Source organism: Rhodobacteraceae bacterium LMO-JJ12 (assembly GCA_021555075.1).
Taxonomy (GTDB): Bacteria; Pseudomonadota; Alphaproteobacteria; order Rhodobacterales; family Rhodobacteraceae; genus JAKGBX01.
The window spans coordinates 249,798-272,531 of sequence record JAKGBX010000002.1; the positions used below are offsets into that span (position 1 = coordinate 249,798).

General features: G+C 60.1%; 21 protein-coding genes. 7 read left to right on the forward strand and 14 right to left on the reverse strand.

What is annotated here, in order from left to right; all coding sequences use genetic code 11:
• Nucleotides 1-38: 38 nt before the first annotated feature.
• The 13 genes from LZG00_13230 to LZG00_13290 all read right to left on the reverse strand — a co-directional run bounded on the left by LZG00_13230 (nucleotide 39) and on the right by LZG00_13290 (nucleotide 13,737).
• Nucleotides 39-1,466 carry a D-alanyl-D-alanine carboxypeptidase gene (locus LZG00_13230; GenBank protein ID MCF3594963.1) on the reverse strand — a complete coding sequence of 476 codons (1,428 nt, stop codon included), beginning with the start codon at nucleotides 1,464-1,466 and terminating at the stop codon, nucleotides 39-41.
• Between the two features lie 257 nt (nucleotides 1,467-1,723).
• Entirely contained in the window at nucleotides 1,724-2,749 is a 1,026-nt protein-coding gene (locus tag LZG00_13235) for an NADP-dependent oxidoreductase (protein MCF3594964.1), read from the reverse strand.
• Nucleotides 2,746-3,156: a PaaI family thioesterase gene (locus LZG00_13240; GenBank protein ID MCF3594965.1), complete on the reverse strand. Its 411-nt coding sequence runs from the start codon at nucleotides 3,154-3,156 to the stop codon at nucleotides 2,746-2,748. Before LZG00_13240 ends, LZG00_13235 begins: the two co-directional genes overlap by 4 nt.
• A 21-nt stretch (nucleotides 3,157-3,177) precedes the next feature.
• Nucleotides 3,178-4,212 carry a phosphotransferase gene (locus tag LZG00_13245; GenBank protein MCF3594966.1) on the reverse strand — a complete coding sequence of 345 codons (1,035 nt, stop codon included), beginning with the start codon at nucleotides 4,210-4,212 and terminating at the stop codon, nucleotides 3,178-3,180.
• A gap of 122 nt (nucleotides 4,213-4,334) precedes the next feature.
• Complete coding sequence (locus tag LZG00_13250) at nucleotides 4,335-5,000, reverse strand: histidine phosphatase family protein (GenBank protein ID MCF3594967.1); 666 nt, start codon at nucleotides 4,998-5,000, stop codon at nucleotides 4,335-4,337.
• Nucleotides 4,993-5,964: a nitronate monooxygenase family protein gene (locus LZG00_13255; GenBank protein ID MCF3594968.1), complete on the reverse strand. Its 972-nt coding sequence runs from the start codon at nucleotides 5,962-5,964 to the stop codon at nucleotides 4,993-4,995. Before LZG00_13255 ends, LZG00_13250 begins: the two co-directional genes overlap by 8 nt.
• Before the next feature lie 91 nt (nucleotides 5,965-6,055).
• Nucleotides 6,056-7,258, reverse strand: a complete 1,203-nt coding sequence (locus LZG00_13260) for an acetyl-CoA C-acyltransferase (protein ID MCF3594969.1) — start codon at nucleotides 7,256-7,258, stop codon at nucleotides 6,056-6,058.
• Between the two features lie 5 nt (nucleotides 7,259-7,263).
• Complete coding sequence (locus LZG00_13265) at nucleotides 7,264-8,193, reverse strand: SDR family NAD(P)-dependent oxidoreductase (GenBank protein ID MCF3594970.1); 930 nt, start codon at nucleotides 8,191-8,193, stop codon at nucleotides 7,264-7,266.
• The gene (locus LZG00_13270) at nucleotides 8,190-8,657 is read right to left on the reverse strand and encodes a MaoC family dehydratase (GenBank protein MCF3594971.1); all 468 of its coding nucleotides are present in this window, start codon (nucleotides 8,655-8,657) and stop codon (nucleotides 8,190-8,192) included. The genes LZG00_13265 and LZG00_13270 overlap by 4 nt, the downstream gene beginning before the upstream one ends.
• Before the next feature lies 1 nt (nucleotide 8,658).
• Nucleotides 8,659-9,477 (reverse strand): SDR family NAD(P)-dependent oxidoreductase, encoded by an 819-nt coding sequence (locus LZG00_13275; GenBank protein ID MCF3594972.1) that lies wholly within the window; start codon nucleotides 9,475-9,477, stop codon nucleotides 8,659-8,661.
• A 133-nt stretch (nucleotides 9,478-9,610) separates the two neighbouring features.
• Nucleotides 9,611-10,732 carry an acyl-CoA/acyl-ACP dehydrogenase gene (locus LZG00_13280; protein ID MCF3594973.1) on the reverse strand — a complete coding sequence of 374 codons (1,122 nt, stop codon included), beginning with the start codon at nucleotides 10,730-10,732 and terminating at the stop codon, nucleotides 9,611-9,613.
• A 12-nt stretch (nucleotides 10,733-10,744) separates the two neighbouring features.
• Complete coding sequence (locus LZG00_13285; GenBank protein ID MCF3594974.1) at nucleotides 10,745-11,908, reverse strand: acyl-CoA dehydrogenase family protein; 1,164 nt, start codon at nucleotides 11,906-11,908, stop codon at nucleotides 10,745-10,747.
• A 197-nt stretch (nucleotides 11,909-12,105) separates the two neighbouring features.
• Nucleotides 12,106-13,737: a long-chain fatty acid--CoA ligase gene (locus LZG00_13290; GenBank protein ID MCF3594975.1), complete on the reverse strand. Its 1,632-nt coding sequence runs from the start codon at nucleotides 13,735-13,737 to the stop codon at nucleotides 12,106-12,108.
• 183 nt (nucleotides 13,738-13,920) lie between these two features.
• Between LZG00_13290 and LZG00_13295 the strand changes: the two genes are divergently transcribed.
• The 5 genes from LZG00_13295 to gph all read left to right on the forward strand — a co-directional run bounded on the left by LZG00_13295 (nucleotide 13,921) and on the right by gph (nucleotide 18,968).
• A complete protein-coding gene (locus LZG00_13295; protein MCF3594976.1) occupies nucleotides 13,921-14,889 on the forward strand; it encodes an NADPH:quinone oxidoreductase family protein in 969 nt (322 codons plus the stop codon).
• 368 nt (nucleotides 14,890-15,257) lie between these two features.
• Nucleotides 15,258-16,259, forward strand: coding sequence for a class 1 fructose-bisphosphatase (locus LZG00_13300; GenBank protein MCF3594977.1), 1,002 nt, complete (start codon nucleotides 15,258-15,260; stop codon nucleotides 16,257-16,259).
• A 194-nt stretch (nucleotides 16,260-16,453) separates the two neighbouring features.
• Nucleotides 16,454-17,509: a fructose-bisphosphate aldolase class II gene (fba, locus tag LZG00_13305; GenBank protein ID MCF3594978.1), complete on the forward strand. Its 1,056-nt coding sequence runs from the start codon at nucleotides 16,454-16,456 to the stop codon at nucleotides 17,507-17,509.
• A gap of 45 nt (nucleotides 17,510-17,554) precedes the next feature.
• A complete protein-coding gene (gene rpe / locus LZG00_13310; protein MCF3594979.1) occupies nucleotides 17,555-18,250 on the forward strand; it encodes a ribulose-phosphate 3-epimerase in 696 nt (231 codons plus the stop codon).
• Between the two features lie 61 nt (nucleotides 18,251-18,311).
• Nucleotides 18,312-18,968 carry a phosphoglycolate phosphatase gene (gph, locus tag LZG00_13315; GenBank protein MCF3594980.1) on the forward strand — a complete coding sequence of 219 codons (657 nt, stop codon included), beginning with the start codon at nucleotides 18,312-18,314 and terminating at the stop codon, nucleotides 18,966-18,968.
• Between the two features lie 8 nt (nucleotides 18,969-18,976).
• On the opposite strand, the gene LZG00_13320 is transcribed toward gph, so the two are convergent.
• Nucleotides 18,977-19,522 (reverse strand): PAS and helix-turn-helix domain-containing protein, encoded by a 546-nt coding sequence (locus tag LZG00_13320; GenBank protein MCF3594981.1) that lies wholly within the window; start codon nucleotides 19,520-19,522, stop codon nucleotides 18,977-18,979.
• 86 nt (nucleotides 19,523-19,608) lie between these two features.
• Between LZG00_13320 and LZG00_13325 the strand changes: the two genes are divergently transcribed.
• Entirely contained in the window at nucleotides 19,609-20,892 is a 1,284-nt protein-coding gene (locus LZG00_13325; protein MCF3594982.1) for an acetylornithine deacetylase/succinyl-diaminopimelate desuccinylase family protein, read from the forward strand.
• Nucleotides 20,893-21,212: 320 nt separating this feature from the next.
• Nucleotides 21,213-22,688: an ABC transporter substrate-binding protein gene (locus LZG00_13330; GenBank protein MCF3594983.1), complete on the forward strand. Its 1,476-nt coding sequence runs from the start codon at nucleotides 21,213-21,215 to the stop codon at nucleotides 22,686-22,688.
• Nucleotides 22,689-22,734 lie beyond the last annotated feature (46 nt).

The following is a 22,734-nucleotide window of genomic DNA, read 5'->3' on the forward strand; positions in this document are numbered from 1 at the left end:
TGAGACGCCGTAAGGCGGCGCAAGTCCTTGTTTGGATATCAGCCCGGCCCGATCATGAAACATGCGACATTGCGGGCCTGCAAGCGGAGACAGGCCAACTCGGCGGTATCGCGGTCGAGGCCCATGAAATTCGCATCATACCCGCTCTTGCGCTGGATCACGCGGCGCAGGGTGCCGTCGAGCGTTTCCATCTCGTTGAGGGCGGTTTTCAACAGCACACGTTCAGCCTGATAGCGGCTGTTGTAGCGCCCGACATTGATGCCCCAATGGCGCCCGCCGGATGTGCTGACGCGGGTGATGATCTCGGGTTCCGGCGTGGTGTTGGCGGCGGGGGTCGCCGCCGACGCCATGACCAGATCCTTGGGTCGTGCCTTGGGTGTGACGGTGGGCGTTCGGGCGGGTTTGGCCACCGGTTGGGACGCCACAGTTGCCTGCACTTCGGCCAGCGCCGATTGGACGCCGTCTTGCAAACCGGCAACCAGTACCGGTGCGGCGGGCTCCTGACCCGGGCGCGCCTTGGGGCGCAGGCTCTTGGTGACCGCCGTGATCAGGCGGATTGTTTTGCCTGCGCTGCGCGGTGCGGATTTTTCCGGCTCGATATCGGCATAGACCGGTGCCGAAGGCTTGCGTAGCGGCGTTTTGGATGGGGCGCGGCGGAACCCGAGATCGAGCAGTTCAGCCACTTTGGCGTTGCGCGACGCCGAGGAGCGGCCACCAAACACGGTGGCAATCACGCGTTCGTTGCCCCGTTCAGCCGAGGCCACGAGGTTGAACCCGGCGGCGCGGGTATAGCCGGTCTTGATCCCGTCGGCACCCTTGTAGGCGGCCAGAAGGCGGCGGTTGGTGTTGGAGACTGTCCGTATCCCCGCATCAGTCGATTGGCGGGAGAACAGGTTGTAATATTGCGGATAATCATAAAGCAGGTGACGGCCCAGCATGGTCATGTCGCGCGCCGTCGAAAGGTGGCCGCTCTCGGTCAGGCCGTGGGCGTTCTTGAAGGTTGTGCGGGTCATGCCCAGCGCCTTGGCGGTGCGGTTCATCCGGCGAGCGAATTTCGCTTCCGAACCCGAGATCGCTTCGCCAATCGCGGTGGCGCAGTCATTGGCCGATTTGACCGCGGAGGCGCGGATACAATAGCGCAGAGAAATGGTTTGCCCGGCTTTCAACCCCAGTTTCGATGGCGGTTCAGCGGCGGCGTTCTTGGATATGTGGAGTTTGGTGTCGAGTGTGATTTCACCGCGCTTGATCGCTTCGAAGGTGATGTAGAGCGTCATCATCTTGGTCAGCGAGGCCGGATGTAACCGGGTGTCGGCATTGCGGGCATGCAGCACCTCGCCGGTGCGCGCATCTATGACCATCGCGGCATAGGGCGCTGCCTTGGCCGAAAGCGGCACGACGACCAGCATCCAGATGGCTGCAATAATGAAAATACCGTTACGTACGGGGTGCCTGCCACGCATGCGCATGGTGTCTAACCTTCTACTGCCTCAATCGCCGCCGGTTTTCCGACTGGCATTTTATCTGCTGGAACAAACCTAGCACGGGGGGCGTTAGAATTAAAGATTAGATTTCAATTGGATAGGCAGAACATTTTTCCACATCTTGGGGCGCGCACACACGCACCCCCTAGATGGGTGATTGTGGCGGGAATGTGGCGGCGGTATTTCGCGGGAAAATCGCGGCGCAGGAAAAACCCGCGCCGCTAATGCTACGTGGGTGCGTATCAGATCACTTTGACGCACAATTTGCCGACATTCTTGCCCTCTAAGAGGCCCATGAAAGCGCGCGGGGCGTTTTCAAGGCCATCGACGATGTCTTCGAGATATGTGAGTTCGCCGGAGGCCAGCATCGGCACCACTTCTTTCGCAAAATCGGGGAAGCGATCAAAATGGTTCGAGATGATGAAACCCGTGGCGGTGAGATGCTTGACCAACAGCGTGCTCCAGAAGACGGGGAACCTGTCGGGGCCTTCGGGCAGGTTGGTCGCGTTATAGCCCGCGATCATGCCGCAGACCGGTATGCGCGCGAAGCGGTTCAGCAGTGGCAGGACAGCTTCGAACACCTTGCCACCGACATTCTCGAAATAGATGTCGATACCATCGGGGCATTCAGCCGCGAGGGCCTTGCGCAGGGACGAGGCATCGTCATAGGCACGGTGATCAACTGCGGCGTCAAAACCGAACTTTTCGGTCGCGAGTTTGCATTTGTCGGCGCCGCCGGCGATGGCGACGGTGCGCAAACCGCGCGCCTTGGCGATCTGACCGACCATCTGACCGACGGGGCCGGTGGCAGCGGCGACGACGAGGGTTTCACCCTTTTTCGGTTTGCCGATTTCTGTCAGGCCATACCAACCGGTGAAGCCGGGCATGCCCAGAACGCCGAGTGAGGTTGTGATCGGCACGGAGGTGTCGAGTTTGCGCAGCATGTTGCCGGGCTGAACACCGTGGGTGGTCCAGCCGAACATGCCGAATACCATATCGCCGGGCGAGAATTGCGGGTGGTTGGACACCAGAACCTCGCCCGCGCCGCCGCCTTCCATCATGCCGCCCAAAGGCACCGGATCGGCATAGGATTTGGCGTCGTTCATGCGCCCGCGCATGTAAGGGTCAAGCGACATGTAATGGACGCGCACCAGCACTTCGCCGTCGCCGGGTGTGGGAACAGGGCGGGTTTCAAGTTTGAAATCCTCATCCTTGGGAGCGCCAACCGGGCGCTGGGCGAGGGTGATGCATTGCATTTGATCAGTCATGGTTTTCCCTTTCCGGAACGGTATTTGAAATTTGCGGTTGCTGTGGCAATGAGGGTGCCATGTTCGTCTTTGATCTGACCTTCGGCGAAGGCGACCGTGCGGCCACCACCGATCTTGCGCCCCTCGGCGATGAGGGTTTGACCACGTGCAACCGAGAGATATTGGACGTTGAGGGCGAGTGTCATCACCAGCTGCTTGTTATCCGGGTCGCCAGTATAGCAGACGGAATAGCCAAGCGCGGTATCAAGCAGCGTGGCCATGACCCCGCCATGAGGAATGCCGTAGCGATTGCCCAGGTGATCCAACATCGGCTGGGACAGGCGGCAATAATCCTGGGCCCATTCGTCGATGCTAAACCCCAGGTGGGCTTGGAACGGGTAGGGCGGTTCGCGCAATTTGTCGTCCATTTCAATCCTTCGGGTCGTGGGTCAGACGGTTTTGGCAGCATCAAGCCCGGCGCGGGCGAAGATGGGGACGAAACCGCCAAGTTTCTTGGCGCGTTCAGGGTTGGAGGCGTTGCCATCGAGCGCACGTTTCAGCACGCCTTGGAGAATGCCGCCCATGCGGAAAAAATTGAACGCGAGGTAGAAGCCGAACTTGTCTATGCCCGGAAGGCCGCGTTGGGCGCAATAGGCGGCGACGAATTCTTCGTCGGTCATGAGACCTTCGGCGGCGCGGTCGACACCTGCCAGCCCACGCCCTTCGTTGCCCGGTGGCATGGCCCATTGCATGATCACCGCACCAACATCGGCAAAGGGATGGCCGATTGTCGAAAGTTCCCAATCGAGCACTGAGAGAACGCGTGGCTCTTCGGCATGCCAGAGCATGTTGTCGATACGATAGTCGCCATGCACCAGAGTGCGTTGCCCATCATCGGGGGGGATGTTGGATTGCAGCCATTCCGACAGTGCCTCCATCTCGGGGATGTCGTCGGTCTTGGAGGCATCGTATTGCTTTGACCAGCGCCCGACCTGTCGTTCGAAATAGTTGCCCGGCGGGCCGTAGTCGGAAAGCCCGACCGCGTCGATATCGACCGAATGGATCGCGGCCAGAACCCGGCACATTTCATCCATGATCGGGCGGCGCGCTTTGAGCGGCACGTCGGGTAGGCGGGGGTCGTCAAAGTGGCGACCTTCGATATTTTCCATGACGTAGAAGGCCGAACCGATAACCGAGTCGTCTTCGCAGAGCAGGTGCATTTTGGCGACCGGCACGTCGGTATCATAGAGCGCCTTTTGCACGCGGTATTCGCGATCAACCGCGTGGGCGGATTTGAGCAGCACCCCGGGTGGTTTGCGGCGCAACACATAGGCTCCCGAAGGCGTGGTGAGCCGGAAAGTGGGGTTGGATTGCCCGACCGAGAACTTGTGCAGCTCTATCGGGCCTTTGAAGCCCGGAAGATGGGCAGTGAGGTATTTTTCCACCGCGTCGAGATCGAGTTGGGCGGCTGTGTTCGCGCTCATGTGCGCCTCCCTAAAGTGTTTCGGGATGAAGCTGCGTTCGAGCTTGATCTCGAAACGCGCGCAACATCAATGGGTTCGGAATGTTTTGCCACATTGATTGGTTGGGTAAAGGGCAAAACATTTTAGCTATATGTCATGAGCCGCTCTTGGTTGGCGGCGTTGATATGGGGTGTTTCGTTGAAGCCGTGCAGGTAGCAGGCCTTGGCGGAGTAGATGAAACGGGTGACAGAGCAATTCTTGGTCTGGAGTTGCAGCTTGACCTGTTGGCCGGGACCGCAATCAAGCACCTGTGAGATGATCCGCCCCATGGCACCGCCCGAAGAGATGGCAATGGTTTGGGCATGGGTCGGGTTCATCGCGCTCTTGAGCGCATCAGAGGTGCGGGTGGTGAAGTCTGCCCATGTCTCGGGCGGATTGGGAATCGCGTCCTGCTCCCACTCCAGAACGGTTTCGCGCAGGGTGCGGAAATGGCTTTTGCGTTCGGTGTGCATGTTTTCGGGGGCGGGTTGGCCTGCGTATTTGGCATTGAGAAGCGCGGTGAAGTCGAATTCATCGAACCCTGCGTGGATTTGCGGCGTGGCCTCGATCTCCATGCCTTCAAGGATGCCTTCCAGCGTCTCGCGGTGGCGGGTGAGCGTGCCGACCCAGAAAGCCGAGGGTGCCACGCCCTGGGCCTTGAGCGCGCGGCCAAGTTCACGCGACTGTTCATGGCCAAGCGGTGAGAGCTTGTCATAATTCGCGGCCCCGAAGGATGCCTGGGCATGGCGTATGAGGAAAAGCTCAGCCACGGCAGAGCCTTTCGCGGGCGGCGGCATATTCGGTGGCCAGACGGTCGACCAGCGTTGCGGCGGGCACCACTTCCTTGACCGCGCCGATGCCCTGGCCCGAGCCCCAGATTTCTTTCCAGCTTTTGGGCTTTTCGCGGTCTCCGCCGAAGTTCATTTTGGTCGGGTCGGAGGTTTCGAGATTGTCCGGGTCCATCCCGGCGCGCGCGATGGAGGGTTTCAGGTAGTTGCCATGCACGCCGGTAAAGAGGTTGGAATAGACGATGTCTTCGGCACCGGAAGACACGATCATGTCTTTGTATTCGGGCACCGCGTTGGCCTCATCCGTGGCGATGAAGGGTGAGCCGATATAGGCGAGATCAGCGCCCATCGCACGGGCGGCGAGGATCGAGGGGCCATTGGCGATGGCGCCGGAAAGAGCCAAGGGGCCGTCGAACCATTCGCGAATTTCTGAGATCAGGGCGAGGGGGGATTGCGCGCCGGCATGGCCGCCCGCACCGGCAGCGACAGCGATCAGGCCGTCTGCGCCTTTTTCAATCGCCTTTTTGGCAAAGCGGTTGTTGATGATGTCGTGCAGGGTGATGCCGCCACAGGAATGCGCCGCGTCGTTGACCTCGACCCGCGCGCCCAGTGAGGTGATCCAGATCGGGACGTGCCATTTGGCGCAAATCTCAAGGTCACGATCAAGGCGTTCGTTTGAGCGATGCACGATCTGATTGACCGCGTAGGGTGCGGCGGGGGTATCCGGGTTGGCCTGATTATGGGCGTCGAGTTCTTCGGTGATGCGCTTGAGCCATGCTTCCAGTTGGATCGGATCGCCAGCGGCTTCGCGGGCGTTGAGGGCCGGGAAGGAGCCGACGATGCCGGCCTTGCATTGGGCGATGACCAGATCGGGGTTGGAAATGATGAACAGCGGTGAGCCGATCACCGGTATGCGGAGGTTTTGAAGCAGGGTGGGCAGGGTCATTTTACAAAGCCTTGGAAAGTGAAGGTGCGTGCAAGCACGCACCCTCATTAGATTGGTGTAAGTTGCGTGAGTTCACGCAGCTTTCATGGGATCACAGAACCTCGAACAGGCCCGCCGCGCCCATGCCGCCGCCGACGCACATGGTGCAGACAACGTATTTCACGCCACGACGTTTGCCTTCGATCAGCGCGTGGCCGACCATGCGCGCGCCCGACATGCCATAGGGATGGCCGATGGAAATCGCGCCGCCGTTGACGTTGAGGATTTCTTCGGGGATGCCCAGCACGCGGGCCGAGTGCAGCACCTGAACCGCGAAGGCTTCGTTGAGTTCCCAGAGGCCGATATCGTCCATCTTTAGGCCATGCGCAGCGAGCAATTTCGGCACAGCATAGATCGGACCGATGCCCATTTCATCGGGCTCAAGCCCGGCAGCCATGACGCCGACATAACGGCCCAGCGGGGTGAGGCCGCGTTTTTCGGCTTCCTTGGCTTCCATCACCACGGCGGCAGAGGCCCCATCGGAGAGTTGCGAAGCGTTGCCTGCGGTGATGAATTTCCCCTCTTTGATCTCCTGGCCGTTTTTGAACACCGGCTGGAGGCTTTCGAGGTTCTCCATCTTGGTGCCGGGGCGGTTACATTCGTCTTTTTCGATGGTGATGTTCTTGAACGAGATTTCTTTTGTCTCTTTGTCCATCACGCCCATGCTGGTGGTCATTGGTACGATTTCGTCGTCGAATGCGCCAGCTTCCTGCGCGGCGGCGGTGCGCTGTTGGCTTTGCAGCGCATAGGCGTCCTGATCTTCACGGCTGACGTTGTAACGCTTGGCTACGACTTCGGCTGTTTCCAGCATCGACATGTAGAGCGCGGGTTTGTGCTGCATGATCCATTTGTCGGCCATGTGATCGGTGCGCATTTTTTCGTTTTGAACGAGCGAGATCGATTCAACGCCGCCGCCGATTGCGATGTCCATGCCATCCATCACGACTTGTTTGGCGGCGGTGGCGATGGCCATCATGCCGGAGGCGCATTGCCGGTCCATCGACATGCCCGCAACGGTCACGGGAAGGCCAGCGCGGATCACGGCTTGGCGGCCGATATTGCCGCCGGTCGAGCCTTGTTGAAGGGCGGCGCCGACGATGCAATCGGAGATTTCCGAGCCATCAAGCCCGGCGCGCGACACGGCGTTGGAGACGGCATGGCCGATCAGGGTTTGGGCCGAGGTGGCGTTGAACGCGCCGCGATAGGCTTTGCCGATCGGGGTGCGGGCGGTGGAGACGATGAGTGCTTCGCGCATTTGGTTTAGTCCTTTTTGTCGAGAGAAATGCCGCGCAACTTTGCGGCCATCGAGATGTATTTGTTGGTTTGATCGAAAGCGCCGGGCATTTCTGTCTGGCCTTTGGGATCGCGGATGCGCGCCATGTTGGCGAGCACGGCTTCGGGGGTCAGTTCGTCGTCCCCAAGTGCGACACCCGCGGTTTCGTAGATTTTGGTTTCGGCAAAACAGCCGCCGCCCGCGCCGAGGATCATTTTTGACGGTGCGTTTTCGCTGACCAAGGCAAGCAGGCCCGGCGTAATGGTTTCGGGTTTCAGAAGCGGGAGAACTTCGGGAGGGAGCAATTCTTCGGTCATCCGCGTGGCAGCCGTGGGGGCGAGCATGTTGATATGCACGTTCTTGCGGATACCCTCTTGGTAAAGCACGTTCATCAGGCCGAGCATTGCCGCCTTGGCCGCGCCATAGTTGGACTGACCGAAATTGCCATAGAGGCCGGAGGCCGAGGTGGTCAGAACGATGCGGCCATACTCACGCTCAAGCATGTGGCGCCAGAGGGCGTGGGTGCAATTGACCGAGCCCATGAGATGCACATCAAGCACAACGCGGAAATCATCGAGGGTCATCTTGGCGAAGGTTTTGTCACGCAGGACACCGGCGTTGTTCACCAGGATATCTACATGGCCGAATTCGGCGATTGCGCTGTCGACCATCGCTTGCACTTGTTCGGCATCGGCAACATTCGCGCCGTTGGAAATGGCATGGCCGCCCGCGTCGCGGATTTCCTGAACCACGGCCTTGGCGGCGTCGGAAGAGCCGGTGCCGTCGGCGGCTACGCCGAGATCGTTGACCACAACCTTGGCGCCACGCGCGGCGAGACCGAGCGCATGGCTGCGGCCCAGGCCGATGCCCGCACCGGTGACAATGGCAACGCGGCCATCAAAACGCAATTCACTCATTTCTTTTCTCCGAAATAGCGACGACCGATCCATTCCGCGACCAGCGCCGGTTTTTCCTGACCTTCGATTTCCATGCTGACCTCGGTGATGGTGGTGACTTCGCCGGGGCGGCTGTCATCCAGGCTTTTGATCGCGAAGTGGGCGCGGATACGCGAGCCGGCCGGCACGGGCGAGAGGAAGCGAACCTTGTCAAAGCCATAGTTGACGCCCATCACCAAGCCTTCAATGGCGGGCATTTCATAGATCATCGCCGAGAGCATCGAAAGCGTGAGAAAGCCGTGCGCGATGGTGGTGCCGAAGGCAGTATTCGCGGCGCTGACGGGGTCGACATGAATATACTGCCAGTCTTCCGTGACATCGGCAAAAGCGTCGATACGCTTTTGATCCATGGTGTACCAGCCGGAAGTGCCAAGGGGCTTGCCGACAAGGGCTTTGAGTTCGTCGAGTGTGAGGGTGCCGGGCATGTCAGAGATCCTCGTTGAAGAGATTGCCGGGGGCGTTGGACTGCATCCCGCCGGAAAGCGGCAGGATGGCACCAGAGAGATAGGCGCCGCCACGGCCACAGAGATATTGCAGCGCGCCCGCGATATCTTCGGGGGTGCCAACACGGCCCAGGGGAACGCCGGTTGCGGCCTGGGCCTGACCTTCTTCTGAGGCAAGCGCGAAGGCAGTCATTTTTGACACGAACGGCCCCGGTGCGATGGCGTTGACGGTGATGCCCTGGGAGGCGAGATCGTTGGAAAGAACGCGCGTCATGTGATGCACGGCGCCTTTCGAGACGGCGTAGGAATAGGTGGCCGTGCCTTTGGGGATGTCGCCCATGACAGAGCCGACATTGACCACGCGCGCCGGATCGTCGGCAGCAGAGGCGGCCTTCAAGAGCGGCAGGAGCGCTTGGGTCAGATGGAACATGCCGGTGACGTTGAGCGTGAGAAGCTTGGTCCAGGCGTCGTAGGGATGTTCGCCCAGCGGCGCGCCCCAGGTGCGCCCGGCGTTGTTCATCAGGATATGCAGGCGTTCGGTGCGCAGTTTGACCTCTTCGACGATGGCGTTGATGCCCTCTTCGGTGCCGACATCACCGCCAAAACCTTCGACCGAGCCGGGCAGGCCGAGTGCGTTGATCTCTTTCGCTACGGCTTCGCAGGCGTCGGCCTTGCGCGAGCAGATCAGGACGCGCGCGCCGGCGGCGGCGAGACCTTCGGTGGCCATGCGGCCGATGCCGGTCGCGCCGCCGGTGACGAGGGCCGTCTTGCCGGTGAGATCAAACAGGGCGGATGGTGTCATAGTGCTCATTGCGGGTTCCATTTCATTGTGGTGTCGGCGACGCGGAGTGGGGTCCGGGACGGTGTCTTGTGGTGTGGCGACGGGCTTAACATTCTTCAATGCTCAATTACACAGGTGGCTTTCAGTTGGGTTCTCAAAGGCCGCGCGACTCGGCCACGATTGCGGCGTGGTGGCCGTAATCGCCGAGCCATTCTGCACCAACGCGGGCGCGTTTCATGAAAAACCCTGCGTCATAGTCATCGGTCATGCCGATGCCACCATGCATCTGGACGCCTTCCATCACAGCGAGCTTGGCGGTTTGGGTGGCGCGGGCCTTGGCGAGGCTGACGAGGGTTTGGGCATTTGCCGGGTCGCTATCAAGCGCGCGGCCAGCGGCGGCGATGGCCGACGCCGTCACTTCGATCTCGGCAAAGAGATGTGCGGCGCGGTGTTGCAATGCCTGAAAAGAGCCGATGGTGCGGCCGAACTGTTTGCGCTCTTTCAGATAGCCGATGGTCATCGCCGAGATGCCGGCGGAAAGACCCGAGAGCTCAGCGGCCAGCGCGGCCTGCCCGGCACGCAGACCGGGGGCGAGGGCGGCAAGGCCATTGTCGACATCGCCCACCACGTCTTCGCCAGTGGCGTTGACGCTATCAAAGTCGATACGGGCGAAATCGCGGGAATCAATGCTCTGGATCGGGTCGGTATCGAGCCCGGCACGCGCAGCGTCGATATCAAACAGGGTGAGGCCGAGGGGATCGCCCGGTTTGCCCGAGGTGCGGGCCAGCACGAGGAGGCGCGACGCGGAAGCGCCATCGGCGACGAAGGTCTTGTGGCCCGTGAGGCGGAAGCCATTGCCATCGGCTGTGGCGGGCAATGCTGTGGCGGCCGGGTTGTGTTTGGCGCCCTCATCAATGGCCAGCGCGTAGGTAGTTTCACCCGAGGCGATAGCCGCGAGGTGATCCGAGGCGGAAGCGCGCAGGGCGTTTGCGGCGATCACGGCGCTGGACAGGAACGGTGAAGCGGCCAGCGTACGGCCCATTTCCTCAGAAAGGATGCCCGCCGCGCGGTGGCCCATATCGGCACCACCGTGGCTTTCGGGAACCATCACGCCAGCCCAGCCCATTTGCGCCATTTCGGCCCAGAGTTCGGGCGCATAGTCGCGTCCCGCATCGCGGTTTTTGCGCAATACGGAAAGCGGGGCGAATTGATCAAGAAACCCACGGGCAGCGTCGCGCAGGAGGGTTTCGTCTTCGCTGTCGGAAAGCTTGTCCATTTTGCTCTCTCCTTATTTCGCGGGCAATTCGAGGACACGTTTGGCGATGATGTCGAGCATCACCTCGGACGTGCCGCCTTCGATCGAGTTGGCCTTGGAACGCAGCCAATCGGCGGCCGATCCGGCCTCCCAGTCGAGCGCGTTCGACCCCTGGGCCGACATGAGAACCTCCTGGCGGCGCTTGTTCAACTCGGTGCCGTAGTATTTCAGCATCGCGCTGGCGTGGCCGACGCCCTGACCGGCCTCACTCATGTCCTTGTACCGCTCCATGGTGAGGGCGAAGGCCATGGCATCGACCTCAAGTTCCATCGCTTCGGCGCGCAGCACCGGATCATTGAGCGTGCCGGGATCAAGCGTGCCCATCATCTGGGCCAGTGTGTCACCCGAGGTGAGGCCGCCACCGCCGCCGCCGATCATCTCGCGCTCATGCGTCAGCAAGTATTTGGCAACGTCCCAGCCGCGGTTCTGTTCGCCGACGATAGCGCCTTCCTTGGGCACCTTGACGTTGTCAAAGAAGGTTTCGCAGAACGGCGATGCGCCAGAGATCAGGCGGATCGGGCGGGTTGTGACGCCTGGGGTCTGCATGTCGATCAGCATGAAGGAAATGCCGAGATGTTTCGGCGCGTCACGGTCGGTGCGCACCAGGGCGAAAATCTTGTCGGCCTTATCGGCGTAGGAGGTCCAGATCTTCTGGCCGTTGATCAGCCAGTGATCGCCCATATCCTCGGCCCGTGTCTGGACACTGGCGAGGTCGGAGCCTGCGCCGGGTTCGGAGTAGCCCTGACACCAGCGGATCTTGCCTGCGGTGATGTCGGGGAGATGCGCGGCTTTCTGCTCGGGGGTGCCGAATTTCAAGAGCGCCGGGCCAAGCATCCAGATGCCGAAGCTTTGCAACGGTGAAGGCGCGCCCGCCTTGGTCATTTCCTCGCGCAGGGCTTTTTCCTCGCCGCGCGTGAGGCCGCCGCCGCCATATTCGCTCGGCCAGCGCGGGCAGGTCAGGCCCCGTTCGGCGCAGCGTTCAAGCCAGAGGCGTTGCGCGTCAGAGGTGAACACCCAATTGCGCCCGCCCCAACAGATGGTGTCTTCGGTGGTGGGCACGCCACGCAGCTCATCTGGCAGATTGGCGGCTATCCAATCGGCGATCTCGGACCGGAAATTTTCCAATGGGTCTGACATGGTGGCTCCTCCCCTGCGGTTTCGTTCAGCTAGGGCACACTGGAATCAGGGTCTGACGCAAGGGGGCAGGCGGTTTGACGACACGTCATGAATTTATGCCGTGGCGTCGGAAACTGCGGCGATCAGGCCATTGGGTGGGTTTGCCCCCCGCGATTTGGCCATAGGGCAAGAAAGCCGCCCGAAGGCGGCTTTCGAGTTTAGCGTTGATCCGGCAGCTTGTAGTCGCCGAGGTTCTTGCGAAGCGTCAGCTTGGACACCTTGCCGGTGGCGGTCATCGGCAATGCCTCGACCCAGACCAGATCATCGGGCAATTGCCATTTGGCGAAATGCTCGGCCATGTGGGCGTGGATATCGGCCAGCGAGGGGCGCTCTTCGCCTGCGGGCACGGCCATCAGCACGGGGCGCTCGTCCCATTTCGGGTGCGGCACGGCGATAACCGCGCAATTGGCGATGGCAGGATGTGACATGGCGGCATTTTCCAGATCAATCGAGGAAATCCATTCGCCGCCTGATTTGACCAAGTCCTTGGCGCGGTCCTGAAGAGATAGGAACCCGTCGGGTGTGATGATAGCCACGTCGCCCGTGCCGAACCAACCATCTGCGTCCATCGCCGCTTTGGTGGCGTCCTCATTCTTGAAATAGCCTGAAACGACGGCATTACCGCGCACGTAAAGTTCGCCTGCGGCCTTGCCATCATGGGGAAGGGGGTTGCCCGCATCATCGACGATCTTGAGTTCAACACCAAACACGCGGCGACCTTGCAGCGCCTTGTAGTCGATCATTTCGTTGAAGGGTTTTTCCTGAACCCAACGCGGCATGGTGCCATGGGTGCCGATGGGCGACGTTTCGGTCATGCCCCAGGCATGGACAACATCCACATCCTGTTTTTCAAACCCCTCGATCATCGAGCGTGGCGCGGCAGAGCCGCCGACGACGACATGGTTGAAGTTCTCCGGCTTGACGCCCTGTGCCTTGATTTCGGCCATCAGACCGAGCCAGACAGTTGGCACGCCCCAAGCGGAATAAACCTTCTCATCGTTCATCAGCTTCCACAGCGACGGCCCATCAAGCGCGCCGCCCGGCATGATCAGCGAATGACCCATGAGCGGGCCGAAATAGGGCAGGCTCCACGCGTTGACGTGAAACAGCGGAACCACCGGCAGGATTTTCGATTCCGGCGGAATGGACGGCCCGAGCGTCATCGCGACATAGAGCGCGTGCAGAACCGTCGAGCGGTTGGAATAAAGCGCGCCTTTGGGGTGACCGGTGGTGCCGGAGGTATAGCAAAGACCGGCGGCGGTGTTTTCGTCGAACTCGGGCCAGGTGATGGTGTCGGGTTGCTCGGCCAGAAGCTCTTCATAGCAGAGCGCGTCGAGCGAATTTTCCGGCATATGGGCGCGGTCGGTCAGGATCACATAGGTGATGCCGTCACGCAGGTGGCTTTTCACCGCTTCGAGGATCGGCACGAAGGTGGTATCGACGAAGATCATCTCGTCTTCGGCATGGTTGACGATATAGATCATCTGTTCGGCCGAGAGGCGCGGGTTGATCGTATGACAGACGGCACCAATGCCCGAGATACTATAGTAGAGCTCAAAATGGCGATAGCCGTTCCAAGCCAATGTGGCGACACGATCACCGTTCTTGATGCCGCGGGCTTTGAGCGCATTGCCAAGCTGGGCCACGCGTTTGCCGGTTTCGGCGTAGGTCTGACGGTGGATGTCACCTTCGGTGCGCACCGACACAATTTCCGAATTGGGGTACATTTCGGCAGCGTAGGTAATGATATCGCTGATCAGCAGCGGGCGCTGCATCATCATGCCAAGCATGTCTGGTCCTCTCAGTTGGTGATTTCTCCCTGGAAGGGAAAGACTAAGCCGAAGGGCAAGGGGATGGGAAGAGGAATTGCTGGCCTCTCGGGAAAAGTGACGTTCCGGCATTCGCGGCGGGCAGGTCTTGCGGGGCGGGCGGGCGCGGGCCTAGGCTGTGGCTCACGCCGACAGGAGAACGATATGAAAGCCATAATCTGCAAGGAATTCGGTCCGCTCGAGGATCTGGTGCTGGAAGAGACCGCCGATCCAAGCCCCGGTAAGGGCCAGATCCTGATCCGGGTCGAAGCTGCGGGGGTAAACTTTCCCGATGGGCTTCTGGTGCAGGGGCTCTACCAATTGAAACCGCCAACGCCGTTCATTCCGGGCATGGAGGTGGCCGGGGTTGTCGAGGCGCTGGGCGAAGGGGTCACGCGGTTTGCCGTCGGGGACCGCGTGGCGTCGCGCTCGGCGCTGGGCGGGTTTGCCGAGAAGGTGGCCGTGTCCGAGGCGCAGGCCTTTGCCATGCCCGATAACATGGACGGTGCCGATGCCTGCGCGATGATGGTGGCGTTTGGCACCTCGCATCACGCCCTGAAACAACGCGCCAACATGCAGCCCGGCGAAGTACTGGTTGTGTTCGGAGCGGCGGGCGCGACCGGAATCGCGGCGGTGCAGATCGGCAAGATCATGGGCGCGCGGGTGATCGCCGTGGCCTCGTCAGAGGACAAGCGCAAGCTGGCGTTGGAAAGCGGTGCGGATGAAGCCATTGGCTATGACAACCTGAAGGACGAGATCAAGAAGCTGACTGGCGGCAAGGGCGCTGATGTGGTCTATGACGTGGTTGGCGGCGAAGCGTTTGATGCGGCCACGCGATTCATGGCGCGCAACGGGCGGCTTCTGGTCATTGGCTTTGCGGGCGGCGATATCCCGAAATTCCCGGTCAACCTTGCGCTGGTCAAGGAATACGCCGTCGTTGGCGTGTTCTGGGGCAATTTCACGATGTATCAGCCCGAGGATTACGCGGAGAATATGAAAGAGCTGTTCGGCTGGTATGCGGATGGCAAGATCACACCGCTGATCGAAGGGCGCTATCCGCTGGCCGAGGCATCGAATGTGCTCAAACGCATTCTCGACCGGGGTGCCACAGGCAAGATCGTATTGGTGCCCTGAAACGGGGCGTCGCCCTTGATCAGGCTCGGGTTTTGAGTGTTTCAGAAAGGAAAATGCCGGGTGTGAGCGATGTCTCCTCTCGTGCTTCATCTTTCCAAAAATACTCAAAACCCAAACCTCGCGCTCTTCGCAACAGCAATGGAGGGGCGCGCGGGGCATCTCTTGGGTGGCCGAGCGAAGCGAGGCCCCCCGGCGACGCCGTCAGGCGGCGCAATACCTCGGGCTCAGAGCCGCGGTGCAAAGCTATCGCTTTCGGGCGCGCCAAGGGTTGGAATTTTCGCCTAGCTTGATTTCTCTAATTTCGCTAGACCACCGCAGTCTGGATTAATGACCGCGACACCACCTTTTTGGCCAGAACCGGAGACCTCATGACCGCCACGCATAAAATCATTGATACGAAAGAGATGCCCGATGCGCTGGCCCCGGTGATCGAAGCGCTTTGTGAAGTTGGGCGTGATGTGGCGATGATTATTGCAAAGGGTGCTCTGGCGGGTGCGCTGGGCAAGGGCGTGGGCGAAAACACTGATGGCGATCAGCAAAAGGCGCTGGATGTCATGGCGGACGAGATGTTTGAGGCAAGGCTGCGCAGCACTGACGTGCGCTGGTATGCAAGCGAGGAGCAGGAACATGTGCTCACGCTGAACCCAAAAGGCAACTATGCTCTGGCGATTGATCCGCTGGATGGGTCGTCGAATATCGACGTGAATGTTTCCATCGGCACGATCTTTTCGATTTTCAAAGCCGTGGATGACCCGGAGAAGAGCTTCTTGCGCAATGCACGTGAACAGGTGGCGGGCGGGTATATCGTCTATGGTCCGGCGACAGCACTTGTGGTTACCTTTGGCGATGGCACGCTGATGTTCACGATGGACCCCGAAAGCCGCAGATTCGTGTTGACCGAACGGCGCATGCAGGTGGCGCAAAGCACCAAGGAATTCGCCATCAATGCGTCGAACTATCGTCAATGGCGCAAGCCTGTGCGGGCCTATATTGATGATTGCCTGGCGGGAGAGACCGGCCCGCGTGACAAGAACTTCAACATGCGCTGGGTGGGAAGCCTTGTGGCGGAAGCGCATCGCATCCTGACGCGGGGTGGGGTGTTTCTTTATCCCGGCGACGCACGCTCTGGCTATGAGAGCGGGCGGCTGCGCATGATCTATGAATGTGCGCCGATTGCCTTTCTTGTCGAACAGGCCGGAGGACGGGCAAGCGATGGGCATGGTGCGTTGCTTGATGGGCAGGCGAGCACGCTGCACGCGCGCACGCCGCTTGTCTTCGGCTCGGTTGAGGAGGTTGACCGTGTGTCGGCCTATCACGAAATGTCGGATGACGAACTCGCGGCATTGTTTGCTGAGCGCGGCGCGCTCTGAAGCCGTTTGCATGAAATGGTGGCGCTTGGTGTAAAAAAGCGCACAAGAAATGGTGACGAATTGTCGGTTGGCTGTGGCTAACGGGCGGTTTCGGGGTTAATTCATGCCGGGAGGGCAGGTGCTGCGCCGTTGCGCCGCTTGCCGGGTATTTTGCGCGAAGGCGCACAGACATTGCTGAGGATGAAGGAAAGACGATGGCTCTGATTACGCTTCGACAATTGCTCGATCATGCTGCTGAGAACGACTATGGCGTTCCGGCATTCAACATCAACAATATGGAGCAGGGGCTTGCCATCATGCGGGCCGCTCAAAAGACCAATTCGCCGGTGATCATGCAAGCCAGTCGCGGCGCGCGGGGGTATGCGGGTGACATCATGCTCAAGCATATGATTCAGGCTCTGAGCGAGATGTATCCCGATATTCCGCTCTGTATGCATCAGGACCACGGCAACAACGAGGCGACCTGTCTTTCCGCGATCAAGCACGGCTTTACATCGGTGATGATGGATGGATCGCTGGAAGCGGATATGAAGACGCCAGCGGATTGGGATTATAACGTCGCAATCACCCAGAGGGTCAGTGAAATGGCGCATTGGGTCGGAGCGAGCGTTGAGGGTGAGTTGGGCGTTCTTGGTTCGCTGGAGACGGGTCAGGCGGCGGAAGAAGACGGCTCGGGGGCTGTTGGCAAGTTGAGCGAAGATCAATTGCTGACTGACCCGGACGAAGCCAAGGATTTTGTCGCGCTGACCAAGGTTGATGCGCTGGCGATTGCCTGTGGCACCAGCCACGGCGCTTACAAGTTCAGCTCAAAACCGACGGGCGAGACATTGGCGATCAAGCGGATCGAAGAGATCCACGCCAAGATCCCCAATGTGCATCTGGTGATGCATGGGTCGTCCAGCGTGCCGCAATATTTGCAAGACCTGATCAACGAAAACGGCGGCGAAATGCCCCAGACCTACGGCGTGCCGGTGGAAGAGATTGAGCGCGGCATCAAGTCGGGTGTGCGCAAGGTCAATATCGACACGGATAACCGCATGGCGATCACAGGGACCTGGCGCAAGATTGCCAAGGAAAAACCGACCGAATTTGACCCGCGCAAATTCATGATCCCGGCGATGGACGAGATGCAGAAGCTTTGCGAGGACCGGTTTGAGCGGTTTGGCACGGCGGGCAATGCGGGCAAGCTCAAGCCGATTGATCTGGACGAAATGGCGAAACGCTATGCCGCCGGGTCGCTTGATCCATAAGGACACGGTGGGTGGTTTGCCCGCCTGACGACAACGAGGTTCGACATGACATTTGACCGGTCCATCAAGATCGCCCCTTCTATCCTGAGCGCGGATTTTGCCAACTTCGGGCAAGAGATTCAGGCGATTGAAGCGCAGGGTGCCGATTGGGTGCATGTGGATGTGATGGACGGGCATTTCGTGCCGAACCTGACCTTTGGGCCGCAGGCGGTAAAGGCGTTTCGCCCGCATGTGAAGACCTTCATGGACGTGCATCTGATGATCGCGCCGGTGGACCCCTATATCGACGCCTATGCAGACGCGGGGGCCGATATGATCACCGCGCATCTTGAGGCCGGGCCGCATATTCACCGCACTTTGCAGGCGATCAAGGCGACCGGAAAGATGGCGGGGGTGAGCCTTAACCCCGGCACGCCAGCCGAGGCGATTGCGGATGTATTGGACCTCTGTGACATGGTTCTGGTGATGACGGTGAACCCCGGTTTTGGCGGGCAGAAGTTCATCCATTCGGGCGTTGAGAAGACCCGCAAGATTCGCCAGATGATCGGTGATCGTCCGATTCACATACAGATTGATGGCGGAGTGACGACCGAAACGGCGCCTTTGGTGGCGGCGGCGGGGGCCGATGTTCTGGTGGCCGGATCGGCGGTATTCAAGGGCGGATCGGTTGAGAATCCGGCCGCATATGGCGAGAATATCCGCGCCATTCGCGCAGCGGCCGAAGGGGCCGTGCAGGGCTGAGCGTTAAGCTGCGCTATGCCGAGACGTCGGTAAGCGAATTGGACAGTTGGAAGGTTTTGTCATGCGCGCGATAGTCTTTGATCTTGACGGCACGCTGATCGACAGCGCGCCGGATATTCACGCCGCGGTCAATGCGATGCTGGTCGGTGAAGGGTTGGCGCCGCTCGACCTGCCGACGGTGATTTCCTTTGTCGGCAACGGGCTGCCCAAGCTGGTCGAGCGTGTCATGGCGGTGCGTGGGATTGATAGCACGCGTCATGGTGATCTGACGCAGGTGACGCTGAGCCATTACAACGCGGCGAGTTCTGATCTGACACGGCCCTATCCGGGTATGGTGGCGGCGCTGGAACGGTTGCAGGGGGAGGGGTTTGTTCTGGGGCTTTGCACCAACAAGCCTGAGGCTCCGGCGCGCAAGATTCTTGAAGAGATGGATTTGGCGCAGTTTTTCGGCGCGGTGCTGGGCGGCGATAGCTTGCCTGTGAAAAAGCCCGACCCTGAGCCGCTTAGGGCGGTGTTTCGCGCCTTGGGCGTGGAGAGCGGGCTTTATGTCGGGGACAGCGAGGTTGACGCCGAGACGGCCAAGGCGGCGGGCGTGCCGTTTGCGTTGTTCACGCTGGGCTATCGCAAGACTCCGATTGAGGATGTGCCACATACCCATGCGTTTGACGATTTTGCGGCGCTGCCGGGAATCGCGGCGCGGGTGATGGCAGAGGTCTGAGCGGGCTGTCAGAGACCGATATCGCCGAGTTTCGAGAGCAGGTCGGCGGCGTTGCGGGCGGAAAATTTACGCAACAAACGGGCGCGCACGTCTTCGATGGTGCGCGGGGACAGGCCGAGAGTGCGGCCGATTTCCTTGGAGGTGAGGCCGCGTGAGAGCCACGTCACCACTTCGCGTTCGCGCGGGGTGAGTGAAGGGCCGTCTGCATGGGGCGCGATGCGTGCAAAGCTCATCACCACCTGCGCCAGTGGATCGTCTGGCGTGAGTGTCTGGGCGCGAAAGCGGCACCAGAAAGGCGTGCCGTCGGCGTGATGCATCATGCGTTCATCCGAGTATTCAGCGCCGCTGGACAAGGGGCCAAGCCCGACATCACGGATCGAGCGAAACTCGTGATCCGAGCTATAGAGCATGCGGAAGCTCTGGCCGAGGAGGGCTTCGCGCTCGTATCCGAACAGACGCGCAAAAGTGGCGTTGCAGGCGCGGATCACGCGAACTTCGGTGAGCACGAGACCGATGGGCGCGGCGTCAAATGTGAGTTGGCTGAAATGATCCAAGAGGTTCAGGCTCCCGTGAAACTACGGTATTGATACCGTAGGGGTGAGAAGGGCATGGTTTATCATCCGATTGCAAGGAGTGGATCATGGATATTGCCGATAAGTTGATGCGCGAGATTGAGGCGCGGCGCGACGATCTGGTGGAGTTGACGCAGGAATTGATCCGTATTCCGACGTTGAATCCGCCGGGGGATTTTTATCGCGACATCTGCGATTTTCTTGATCGCCGGCTTGTGCGGCATGGGTTTGCGACCGAATTGATCCGCGCCAAGGGGGCGATTGGGGACAGCGACAAGCATCCACGCTGGAACTTAATTGCGCGTAAAGAGGGAGCGCGCGCTGGCGAGTGTGTGCACTTCAACAGCCATATTGATGTGGTCGAAGTGGGTAAGGGTTGGACGACGGACCCGTTTGGCGGCGAGGTGAAAGACGGCAACATTTACGGGCGCGGGGCCTGTGACATGAAGGGCGGCTTGGCGGCGAGCATTATCGCGGCGGAGGCGTTTATCGCGGTATGTCCGGATTTCAGCGGCGCAATCGAGATCAGCGGCACGGCGGACGAGGAATCGGGCGGGTTCGGTGGCGTCGCCTACCTCGCGGAAAAAGGCTATTTCAACCCCGAGCGGGTGCAGCATGTGATCATTCCGGAACCGCTGAACAAGGACCGGATTTGTCTGGGGCATCGCGGTGTGTGGTGGGCCGAGATTGAGACCCATGGCGAGATCGCGCATGGCTCGATGCCGTTTCTTGGGGATTGTGCCGTGCGCCATATGGGGGCGGTGATGCATGAGATGGAGAGCAGCCTTTTCCCTGCGCTGGCGATGAAACGGACCGATATGCCGGTGGTGCCGGAAGGGGCCAAGCAATCGACGCTGAACATCAATTCGATCCATGGTGGCGAGAACGAACAGGCGGACGATTATACAGGTTTGCCAAGCCCTTGTGTGCCCGATAGCTGTCGTATGGTGATTGATAGGCGGTTCCTGATCGAGGAGGATATCGACGAGGTTCAGGAAGAGATTCACGGGTTGTTGCGGCGGGTGCAGGAGGGGCGTGACAACTTCCGCTATGACGTGCGCGAGTTGCAGCGGGTGTTGCCAACGATGACCGAAAAAAGCGCGCCTGTGGTGCAATCGGTGGCGCGAGCGGTGGCGGCGGTGATGGGCAAAGAGGCGGAATATGTGGTCAGCCCCGGCACCTATGACCAGAAGCATATCGACCGGATCGGGCGGCTGAAGAACTGTATCGCTTATGGGCCGGGAATCCTCGATCTGGCGCACAAACCTGATGAATATGTGGGTATTGATGACATGGTGGAGAGCGCGCAGGTGATGGCGCGGTCGCTGTTGGATTTGCTGGGCGGTAAATGAATCACCAAGCCACCGCCCCAAAGGGTTAATGCGATTTTTCTGCAAGAAACCGGGGGGTGATCGGCGGGCACCGGCTGGCTGAAAGGCGTATGACATACGGTTACGTATGGTGAGGCGGGGAAAAGGTAAACGTAGCGTGCGGGGAAAAACAGGCAACGCGACTATCACGGTGTTGCCGGGGCGCGCTATCAGGACGCGTGGTATTTAGGCGTTATCGCGGGCAGAGAGGTCTGACGCTTGAACTGTCCGGGGTTTGGGTGGAAACTGAAATCAGAATCTGCTGGCTGCTTGAAATGGCCGGGGAACAAGGGAGACGACAAATGACTTTTCTGAAAATGGGCGCTGTCAGTGCGCTTGCGATGATGGTGGCGGGGGCGGCTTTTGCCAAGAGTGATATCTCGGTGGCAATGCAGCTTGAACCGCCGCATCTTGACCCGACAAGTGCTGCGGCCGGGGCGATTGACAGCGTGCTTTATTCCAATGTTTTTGAGGGGCTGACACGGTTTGGCCCGGATGGCAGCGTGAACCCGGGATTGGCGCAGAGCTGGGAGATTTCCGAGGATGGGCTGGTCTATACCTTCCATCTGGCCGAGGGGGTGAAGTTTCATGACGGATCGGCGATGGACGCGGAAGATGTGAAATTCAGCCTTGATCGTGCCCGTGCCGAGGACAGCGCGAATGCACAAAAGGCGCTGTTCGGGTCGATTGCCGAGGTTGAGGCGGTGGATGCCACGACCGTGAAAGTCACATTGAGCGAGCCGAATGGCAGTTTCCTGTTCAACATGGCCTGGGGCGATGCCGTGATCGTGGCACCCGAGAGCATCGAGAATATCAAGCAGGCGCCGATTGGCACCGGGGCGTTCAAATTCACCAATTGGGTGCAGGGCGACAACATCACGCTTGAAAAGAACGGTGATTACTGGGGCACGCCTGCCAAGCTCGACAAGGTGACGTTCAAGTTCATCAGCGACCCGACGGCGGCTTTTGCCGCGGTGATGGCCGAGGATGTGGACGCATTTGTCGGCTTCCCGGCACCCGAGAACCTGCCGCAATTTGAGGCGGATCCGCGTTTTCAGGTGATCCTTGGTAATACCGAGGGTGAGACCATCCTGGCGATGAACAACAAGCTGGCACCGTTCGACAATGTGAAAGTGCGCGAGGCGGTGGCCCATGCGATCGACCGTCAGGCGATCATTGACGGGGCGATGTTTGGCCTTGGCACGCCGATCGGGACGCATTTTGCGCCGCACAATCCCGACTATGTCGATCTGACCGGGATGACGCAGTATGACCCGGAATTGTCGAAGAAACTGCTGGCTGAGGCCGGGTTTGCCGACGGGTTCAAGACCACGTTGAAGCTGCCGCCGCCGAGCTATGCCCGCCGTGGTGGCGAGATCATTGCGTCGCAACTGCGCGCTGTGGGGATCGAGACCGAAATCAGCAACCTGGAATGGGCGCAATGGCTGGAACAGGTGTTCAAGGGCAAGGATTTCGGGCTGACCATCGTGAGCCACACCGAGCCGATGGATATCGGTATCTATGCGCGCCCGGATTATTACTTCCAGTATGACAGCAAGGCGTTTCAGGATCTGAACAGCGAATTGAGCGTGGAAGCGGACCCGGCCAAGCGCTCGGAGCTTCTGAAGAAAATGGAGCAGATGATTTCCGAAGATTACGTGAATGGCTATCTGTTCCAGCTGGCCTTTCCGACAGTGGCCAAGAAAGACGTGGTCGGGCTTTGGAAAGATCAGCCGACACAGGCGACCGATCTGACGGCGGTTCATTGGGCCGAGTGACGGCTGGTTGTTAAAAATTGGAGGCTTCCGCCGGATCAAACGGTGG

What these genes read in the sequence shown, in the direction of transcription:
- LZG00_13245 (MCF3594966.1), bottom strand. Translation starts at nt 4,212, where the DNA reads ATGAGCGCGAACACAGCCGCCCAACTCGATCTCGACGCGGTGGAAAAA.
- LZG00_13300 (MCF3594977.1), top strand. Translation starts at nt 15,258, where the DNA reads ATGACCGCCACGCATAAAATCATTGATACGAAAGAGATGCCCGATGCG.
- LZG00_13275 (MCF3594972.1), bottom strand. Translation starts at nt 9,477, where the DNA reads ATGACACCATCCGCCCTGTTTGATCTCACCGGCAAGACGGCCCTCGTC.
- LZG00_13230 (MCF3594963.1), bottom strand. Translation starts at nt 1,466, where the DNA reads ATGCGCATGCGTGGCAGGCACCCCGTACGTAACGGTATTTTCATTATT.
- rpe (MCF3594979.1), top strand. Translation starts at nt 17,555, where the DNA reads ATGACATTTGACCGGTCCATCAAGATCGCCCCTTCTATCCTGAGCGCG.
- LZG00_13290 (MCF3594975.1), bottom strand. Translation starts at nt 13,737, where the DNA reads ATGCTTGGCATGATGATGCAGCGCCCGCTGCTGATCAGCGATATCATT.
- LZG00_13295 (MCF3594976.1), top strand. Translation starts at nt 13,921, where the DNA reads ATGAAAGCCATAATCTGCAAGGAATTCGGTCCGCTCGAGGATCTGGTG.
- LZG00_13285 (MCF3594974.1), bottom strand. Translation starts at nt 11,908, where the DNA reads ATGTCAGACCCATTGGAAAATTTCCGGTCCGAGATCGCCGATTGGATA.
- LZG00_13280 (MCF3594973.1), bottom strand. Translation starts at nt 10,732, where the DNA reads ATGGACAAGCTTTCCGACAGCGAAGACGAAACCCTCCTGCGCGACGCT.
- LZG00_13265 (MCF3594970.1), bottom strand. Translation starts at nt 8,193, where the DNA reads ATGAGTGAATTGCGTTTTGATGGCCGCGTTGCCATTGTCACCGGTGCG.
- LZG00_13240 (MCF3594965.1), bottom strand. Translation starts at nt 3,156, where the DNA reads ATGGACGACAAATTGCGCGAACCGCCCTACCCGTTCCAAGCCCACCTG.
- fba (MCF3594978.1), top strand. Translation starts at nt 16,454, where the DNA reads ATGGCTCTGATTACGCTTCGACAATTGCTCGATCATGCTGCTGAGAAC.
- LZG00_13235 (MCF3594964.1), bottom strand. Translation starts at nt 2,749, where the DNA reads ATGACTGATCAAATGCAATGCATCACCCTCGCCCAGCGCCCGGTTGGC.
- LZG00_13330 (MCF3594983.1), top strand. Translation starts at nt 21,213, where the DNA reads ATGACTTTTCTGAAAATGGGCGCTGTCAGTGCGCTTGCGATGATGGTG.
- LZG00_13260 (MCF3594969.1), bottom strand. Translation starts at nt 7,258, where the DNA reads ATGCGCGAAGCACTCATCGTCTCCACCGCCCGCACCCCGATCGGCAAA.
- LZG00_13255 (MCF3594968.1), bottom strand. Translation starts at nt 5,964, where the DNA reads ATGACCCTGCCCACCCTGCTTCAAAACCTCCGCATACCGGTGATCGGC.
- gph (MCF3594980.1), top strand. Translation starts at nt 18,312, where the DNA reads ATGCGCGCGATAGTCTTTGATCTTGACGGCACGCTGATCGACAGCGCG.
- LZG00_13270 (MCF3594971.1), bottom strand. Translation starts at nt 8,657, where the DNA reads ATGCCCGGCACCCTCACACTCGACGAACTCAAAGCCCTTGTCGGCAAG.
- LZG00_13325 (MCF3594982.1), top strand. Translation starts at nt 19,609, where the DNA reads ATGGATATTGCCGATAAGTTGATGCGCGAGATTGAGGCGCGGCGCGAC.